11 protein-coding genes are annotated in these 7055 nt (G+C 72.1%); 9 read left to right on the top strand and 2 right to left on the bottom strand.

Going from position 1 to position 7055, the window contains the following annotated elements; translation table 11 throughout:
* Positions 1-336: 336 nt before the first annotated feature.
* Complete coding sequence (locus tag ACFU99_RS26800; RefSeq protein ID WP_384396478.1) at positions 337-1632, top strand: multiprotein-bridging factor 1 family protein; 1296 nt, start codon at positions 337-339, stop codon at positions 1630-1632.
* A 79-nt stretch (positions 1633-1711) separates the two neighbouring features.
* On the opposite strand, the gene ACFU99_RS26795 is transcribed toward ACFU99_RS26800, so the two are convergent.
* Entirely contained in the window at positions 1712-2566 is an 855-nt protein-coding gene (locus ACFU99_RS26795) for a hypothetical protein (protein ID WP_384396480.1), read from the bottom strand.
* Between the two features lie 73 nt (positions 2567-2639).
* Positions 2640-3260: a hypothetical protein gene (locus tag ACFU99_RS26790; RefSeq protein WP_384396475.1), complete on the bottom strand. Its 621-nt coding sequence runs from the start codon at positions 3258-3260 to the stop codon at positions 2640-2642.
* 58 nt (positions 3261-3318) lie between these two features.
* Between ACFU99_RS26790 and ACFU99_RS26785 the strand changes: the two genes are divergently transcribed.
* The 8 genes from ACFU99_RS26785 to ACFU99_RS26750 form a co-directional block, all read left to right on the top strand.
* Positions 3319-3687 carry a hypothetical protein gene (locus ACFU99_RS26785; RefSeq protein ID WP_384396472.1) on the top strand — a complete coding sequence of 123 codons (369 nt, stop codon included), beginning with the start codon at positions 3319-3321 and terminating at the stop codon, positions 3685-3687.
* Complete coding sequence (locus ACFU99_RS26780; RefSeq protein WP_384396469.1) at positions 3677-4108, top strand: DUF6093 family protein; 432 nt, start codon at positions 3677-3679, stop codon at positions 4106-4108. Before ACFU99_RS26785 ends, ACFU99_RS26780 begins: the two co-directional genes overlap by 11 nt.
* Positions 4108-4533 (top strand): HK97 gp10 family phage protein, encoded by a 426-nt coding sequence (locus ACFU99_RS26775; RefSeq protein WP_384396466.1) that lies wholly within the window; start codon positions 4108-4110, stop codon positions 4531-4533. The genes ACFU99_RS26780 and ACFU99_RS26775 overlap by 1 nt, the downstream gene beginning before the upstream one ends.
* Positions 4530-4985 carry a hypothetical protein gene (locus tag ACFU99_RS26770; protein WP_384396463.1) on the top strand — a complete coding sequence of 152 codons (456 nt, stop codon included), beginning with the start codon at positions 4530-4532 and terminating at the stop codon, positions 4983-4985. Before ACFU99_RS26775 ends, ACFU99_RS26770 begins: the two co-directional genes overlap by 4 nt.
* 117 nt (positions 4986-5102) lie before the next feature.
* Positions 5103-5702 (top strand): hypothetical protein, encoded by a 600-nt coding sequence (locus ACFU99_RS26765; protein ID WP_384396460.1) that lies wholly within the window; start codon positions 5103-5105, stop codon positions 5700-5702.
* Between the two features lie 80 nt (positions 5703-5782).
* Complete coding sequence (locus ACFU99_RS26760; protein WP_384396457.1) at positions 5783-6265, top strand: hypothetical protein; 483 nt, start codon at positions 5783-5785, stop codon at positions 6263-6265.
* Entirely contained in the window at positions 6220-6627 is a 408-nt protein-coding gene (locus ACFU99_RS26755; RefSeq protein WP_384396454.1) for a hypothetical protein, read from the top strand. The genes ACFU99_RS26760 and ACFU99_RS26755 overlap by 46 nt, the downstream gene beginning before the upstream one ends.
* Before the next feature lie 2 nt (positions 6628-6629).
* Positions 6630-7055 (top strand): hypothetical protein (locus ACFU99_RS26750; RefSeq protein ID WP_384396451.1); only part of this gene is annotated, 426 nt, incomplete at its 3' end.

Below are 7055 nucleotides of genomic sequence, written 5' to 3'. Positions count from 1 at the left end.
GGAGACGGCCGCGCCGAACAGGCGCTCGGCCATGACCTCGTCGAAGGGGTGGTCGCGCATGAGGAGCTGGATCTCGCGGTCCCAGACCTCGGGCTCCACGTAGTCCCGCGGGTCGCGGACGCGGGTCTCGACTGCTGTCGCCATGCTGTCCTCCGGGTGTCGGAGCCCCGACGCTGAGTGCGGGGCCGCACGTCCACCAAACCGCCGAACGGTCGCAGACGGTGGTCAACTGCCGTTGCCCGCACAGCGTTTGCAGGTCCCGCACACGCCGTGTACGTGACGTTAAGGAGCTACTACTGTGGGTAGACTGCCCGGCTGTCGGCGTGCGGAGGCCAGATGAGCACGGACGCACTGTGGAGCACCGACCGGGCCCGCGCCCTCATCGCCCGTCACGACCCCGGGGGCCTGATCCGCCTCGGCCGGGAGGACCGCGGCTGGCGGCAGGCGGAGCTCGGCGCCCGCCTCGGCTGCTCCGCCTCGGCCGTCTCCCGGCTGGAGCGCCACGGTCACCACGCCGACCTGACTCTCCTACGACACGCCGCCGACCGGGTGGGCATGCCGATGCATGTCCTGGCCGCGTCGCTCGGACTAGGGCCCTGCCCAGCCACTACAGTTGCGGCGCAAGAACGCTGTGCCGAGGAGGACACCATGCGCCGCCGCACCCTGCTCGCCGCCGCCACTCTCGCGACCCCCCTCACACTCCTCACCGGCGTGGACACCGCCCTCGCGGGCGTGCCCGCCCCCACCGGATCCACCACCCCCGCGGTCGCCACGCGTCTGGCCGCCGCCCGCCGCCTCTTCGACACCGGACAGCACGCACGCCTCCTCGCCGAGCTGCCCGGCCTTCTCGGCGACGCCCACGACGCCGCCCGCTCGCGCGACGAGATCGCCCTGGCCCGCCTCTCGTCGTGCTACCGCCTGGTGGCCGAAGTCCTCGTCAAAATCGGCGAGTACGAGCGGGCCCGGCGCGCCGCCGACCGCGCCACCATCACCGCGGACATCTCCGGCTCCCCCCTCGCGGCCGTGGCCGCCGCACGGGAGATGAGCATCGTCCTGCGCCACCAGGATCAGCCCGACGCCGCCCAGGACCTCATCCTGAACGCGGCGAACCGAACCGAGGCCACCGGACTGAAGACCGATGCCCAGACCTCGGCCTACGCCCAGATCCTGTGCACCACCGCCTACACCGCGGCCCGCTCCGGCGACCGCGGCCAGGCCCTCTCCCTGCTCGGTGAAGCCGCCCGAGCCGCCTGCCGACTCCCCGACCGGGCCCCCGCCGAGGGCCGTCTCTTCCCCTTCACCCCGGCGCAGGCCAAGCTCTACCAGGTCAGCGTCCGCTGGGCACTCGGCGACGCCGGAGCCGCCCTGGATGCCGGCCGCATGCTGTACGAGGATCAGTTCGCCACCCACGAACGCAAAGGACGCATGCACACCGACCTCGCGCGTGCCTGGTGGCAATGGGGCAAGGCCGAGCAGACCGCCGCCGAACTGCTGCTGGCCCTGCGCGTCTCACCGGGCGAGGTCCGCGACCGGCCATCGATCCGAAAGATCGTCACCGACCTGCGCTCCCGCCACCCCCGCGTACCAGGAGTGCGCGAGCTCGTCGCTGCCACCGGGCCGAGTGCCAACTGAACAACGTCATTCAACACGGCAAACTCGCACGCTGCCGGAGTACATATGTCTGCCCCTCTGCTGCGCGAACGGGCGATCGTTACCAAAGTCCCGCGATGAGCTGCCGAGCCGCCGTACGGGCAGGCTCCAGCTTGGGGTCAGCCGCGTCGGCGCAGGGCCCGGCGATCTTCGCGCAGGCGAACAGCATCATCAGCCGGCCATCCCGGCTCTCCAGGTCCGCACGCCGCTCGTTCCGCACGCGTTCGGCCAGGTCGGGCACGGCCAGGGACGCCGCCCACAGCGAAGCGGCGTCCAGCCCCCGCGGCGCTGCGCCCCAGTCTTCCCAGTCGAAGATGCAGCAGGTCGGGCCGGTGACGTTTGCCCAGTTCAGGTCAGCGTGTGCCGGGTGCCAGCGATCGACAGCCGTATCCACCACCGCGCCGAAGACGTGGGTGATCAGGCTGGTGATGCCCTCCTGCGTGATGGTCACGGTGTCCGGCGTCGCCACGCGGGTCGTCTTGGCCCGGGCGAGTGCGTCCAGCGATGAGTTCAGCGTCCGCCACCAGGAGTCCGCCAGCTCGGGCGCGACGGTGATCGTGCCCCCTTCTGGCCTGACCGGGACGTCCGGGAGCAGCGTCGTCTCATCCGCTCGCCATACCGCCGTGCCGTCGGGGGCGCGCCAGGCCAGTCCGGCAAGCCACTGCGGCATCGCGATCCCCGTCAGCGAATCCGCGACCTCGGTGCCGTTCCAGCCTTGCCCGTCAATCCGGCCTGCCGCACGACGCTCCACCCGAACCCAGGTGCCACGGTCCGTCCGCACGCCCACGCTGCGGCGCTTGCGTACCATCGTGCTCCGCTTCAGCCGCGTCCCGAACCCCTGTTCGACTCGGTTGAGGACATCATCGACAGGCTGTCTTCTGAGGTCGACGACGAGCTGGGTAGTCACACGCCCAATGTGACACAGCAGGGGCGCGAACCGGGTATTCGCTCACTCCTCCAGAGCGAGCTCCGACTGATCAGCGGAACGCTCAAGACGGCAAGCCTCCGCTGGTGCATTGCTGGAGTACATACGTTCGCTGGTGGGCCAGGTGGGTCACAACGTACCGCTGCTGGGCACAGCTCAAGGCGGCCTCCTCGATGGCGGGCAACAGCCGGTCCTCCGCGCGCACAATGACTCCGTCCTCCGCGTACCAGCGAACAGCGTCGTCAACGAACCTGGCGGATATGAGCCGGGCGGCACGGCAGCGCCATCCCATGGCGCTGGCGACGCGAAGACGGTCAGCGACTTCTTCGGGCGAGTGCTCCGGCGCACCGGCGCCGTACCCCTCCCGCAGACCGAGACCGACAAGCACCCCGTCGTCGGCTCGCCCGGCGGCCGGGGTCCACCCGGTCGCCGCGACCAGGCGGCGTACGGCGGCGTCACACGCCGACGTGTCCGGTGTGCCGTAGGTGCGGCTCGGGTCCCGGTACAGCACCACCTCGCCCACCGGCTCGTCGGCCTCCCCTGGCAGGAAGGCCGCCACCGGCCAGCTGCGCGCCAGCTCCGCGAGCGCGCGGTGGACCTGCTCGACGGAAGTGGCGGCGGGCAGCCGCAGCGACTGCGTCCAGGCACCTTCTGCGGTCCCGGCCTCGGTGTAGGGCGTCGTCATAGGTCGACAGTGCACGGTGCAGCCGGAGTTGTCCGTCACCGGCCCTAGGGTCGATGAGATGGACCAGAGCAAGGAAGTACATGAGGTGCGGGTCTCCGCGCGAGGCGAGCGCGCCTCCATCGACATCGACGGTCGGCCGGTGGGCGAGCAGGTCGCCGCCTACCGCATCGACCAGACCGCCGGGGAGCCGCCGCAGGTGCTGGTGCACCTGGCCGCGGGCCACAGCGAGGTGGAGTGGGCCGGGGCGGCGCGGGTGTGCGTCGCGGGGCCGCCGGATCCCGGCCCGGCGGCGGCGCAGTTCCTGGCGGCGATCGACCCGGTGGAGCTGGAGACGGCCGCCCTGGCGCGCCTGGACCTCGACAGCGGCCCGCACGCCCTGACCCGGGCAATGCTGGCCCAGCTGGAGGAGTGGGCCAGTGGCGCTTGACCTCGACGGCGCGCGCCGGGTCGTCGAACGCGTCCTGGACGACAAGCTGGAGGCGTGGCGCGACAGCGCGGGCCGCACCGACGACGTACTGGACGAGACGACGGGCGCACTGGTGGCCCCGGTGCCCGACGAAGTCCTGCTCTGGGACGGGCTCGGCGCCCTGCTGCCGCTCGGCCGCCCCGCGATCACCAAACCCCTCGACGGAGCAATCGCCCAGACCCCGCCGACCACGGACTACCAGGCGGTGCTGCCGGTTGGGGCGCCGCAACTGCGCCCGGACGACGTGATCCGCGTCGCCGGATCGGCACGACGCGGCGGGCCCCGCGACCCGCAGCTCGTCGGCCGCCGCTTCCGCGTCTCGGACACCGCCGTCGGCACCTACAGCGTGCTGCGCATCGTGCGAGTGCAGGTGATCGACTGATGCCCGCCGAAGCGCACCCGAACGCGCACCCGGAGGCGGCGGCGTTCCGCGACCCGATCGCGCTGGCGGCCGCGCTGGCCCGGCTCGGCCCGGCCGCTCGGGCCCGCACCCGCACGATCACCCGCCACCACGCGATGCTGCTGCGCGTACGCATCCAGCGCAACGCCTCCGGGCGGCCGGGGCCACAGGTCATCACCGGTCAGTACCGCGCGTCGTGGGACGTGCGGATGAGCGGCGGCGCAGGCCAGGTCACGGCGGAGGTGTACTCCGACGCGCCGCAGGCGAGGCGGCTGGAGTATGGCTTCGTCGGGGTCGATGCGCTCGGCCGCCACTACCGGCAGCCGCCCTACCCGCATGTCGAGCCCGCGTGGAAGCAGACCCGGCCCGGATTCCTCCGGGCCCTGGCGGACGGGGTCCTGCCGTGACAGCTGAGCGTCTGCCGGTGACGCGGGCCCTGGCGGCGCTCGTCGCGCGGGCGAGTGGCCGGCCGTGCGGAATCGGGGAACTGCCGCTCGTCCTCGATGCGACCGCGGGTGAATGGCGGCCCGCTCCGGTCCCGTACGCGATCCTCGACAGCCTGCCCGCCACGTTCAGCGGCCCGCCGCTGTGGGACTGGCACGCCGACGCCGCGTGGACCTACCAGGTGACGTCGGTGGGGGAACGCGACGACCAGGTGCAGTGGCTCGCCGACCGGGTACGCCACGGCGTGGTGGGGCGCAGCGGCGACCGCTGGGCCTACGGCCTGGAAGTTCCCGAAGCCCGGGTCATCGACCGGGAGTTGGAGCACGACAGCGGTGGCGAGCCGTCTGTGTCGGCGGCAGGCAGTATCGTTTCCTACGTGCAGCGGTTCACGATCACCGTGTCGTCCGCCGCATAGCTGATTGTCCTCACCGCGGAGGCCCGCGCGGACGCCAGGCCAAGGCCGGGCGCACCCCTGGAGTTCAAGGGGCAGGGCCTCGGCACGGGACGCTGCCCCAGAAGTGGGAGCGGACCTGTGTCCCCGAAGAAGCCTGCCGCCCAGACCCGATTCCTGCGGCGCGGCATCTCCAAGATCTACTGGCTCACGACGGTCACCGACCCGAACTGGCCCACCCGCCCGGAGATCGACGGCCCTAACCGCTTCGACCTGACCGACTCGGTCAGCGACATCGAGGGCTGGGCCCTGGAGAACGACCCGATCGAAACCCCCGACATGGGCTCGACCTTCAACAGCTCGATCCCCGGCAACGACAAGGCCGAGAAGTCCAGCCTCACCTTCTACGAAGACCAGCACTCCGACGCCATCGAGCAGCGGCTGCACAAGGGGGCCAAGGGCTGGATCGCGCTGCTGCGCAAGGGCGACATCCCCGGCTCCCGGTCGATGGACCTCTTCCCCGTACAGGTCGCCACCCGCGCCGCGACGTACTCGACCGGCAACGAAGCCGCCAAGTTCAAGGTCGACTTCACCGTCGTCGACGAACCGACCCTGGACGCCGTGGTCCCCGAGGCGTACCACACCCTCCCGACACCTGCCGATGACTGCGAGGACGAGCGCGTCGACCTCACCGTCGTCAGCGCGGCCGCCGCCACCGTCCACGAGCACGGCGAGGACTGACGGTGGCCCGCCCCGCACCGGGCCCCGCATCCACCGAAGGCGCATCCGCTCCGTCGGCGGAAGGGGCATGGGCAGCCAAGATGGAACGCCTGCGCCAGCGCGCCCGGCCCCGCAACGAACTGCGGATCTGCGATGACGAGCAGCTGCGCACGAAGGCCGACGAGGCCGAACGGGCAGCGGAGCGGGCCCGGTTCGTCGCCGAAGCCTCACCCGACGACGAACCGGCAGCCCGACGCGCCGCCGACGCGGAAGCGGCCAGCCAGGCCGCCCGCGCGGCGCTGGACGACGCCTCCGACTTCCTGACCTTCCTGGCCCTGCCGCGCCCGGTGCTGGAGGAGCTGATCACCGCGCACCCGCCGACGGACGAGCAGGCCGAGGAAGGCGCGGTGTTCAACCCCGACAGCTTCCCCGCGGCGCTGATCTCGGCGGCGTCGGCCGACGGGATGAGCCAGGACGAGGCCGCCGTGCTGCTGTCGACCTGGTCGGCGCCCGACGCCAATCTCCTGTGGGAAGCGGCGTGGCAAGTACAGCAGGAGAGCCGGGTCGACCTGGGAAAAGGCTGAGCCGCGACGCGGACCTGCGCGCCGAGCTGGAGGTGTGCGAGCGGTACCGCATCCCGCATTCGCGGCTGCTGGGCGGCGACGGCCGGTGGACGGCGCTCGATCGCGCCAAGGCACTGGCCTGGGCGCAGTGGCAGTGCACCGTGTGCCCGGAGTGCCACACCCGGCTGGCGGAGTGGGACCGCCGGCGCGGCGGTGATCCGCACGCCTACGTCACCGACACCCTCCGCTGCCCGGGCTGCGAGCTGATCGAGCAGGAGCGCGACCACGTCCCCACCGACCGCTCCGGCTACGGGGTCAAGGTCCAGCTCCTGCCCCGTGCCAGCCATGACCCGACCAGCACGACGCAGGAAAGGAGCACGTAGCGGTGGCTGGGTTCACCCTGACCGTGGCGATGCGCGCCGAGGTCCGCAACCTCATCGCGGGAACGCGCGCTGCTTCGGGACAGCTGCGGACCATGGCCGACCGCACCTCCGCCGCCAACCGCTCCCTCGCCCGGCTCGATGCCAACGGCGCCCGGCTCGCGCACCAGTTCACGGCACTGAACCGCTCCACGCGGGCCGCCGTCCGCGATCTGAACCGCGTCGCGGCGAGCGCCGGAGCTGCCCGTGCCGGCCTGCGGGCGGCCGGGAACGACGGGGCCCGCTCCATGTCCCGGCTCCAACGCGCCACGGCCGGTGCGGGCCGGCGCGGACTCTCCGCCACCAGCATGCTCGCCGGTGGCGGGCTGCTGCTGGGCGCGGGCGACATGATCCAGGAAGGCAACCGCTACCAGAAGCAGATGAACCTGTTC

Origin of the sequence: Streptomyces sp. NPDC057654 (assembly GCF_042800135.1) — a bacterium.
GTDB lineage: Bacteria > Actinomycetota > Actinomycetes > Streptomycetales > Streptomycetaceae > Streptomyces.
This window is presented reverse-complemented; position numbering and strand designations above follow the sequence as displayed.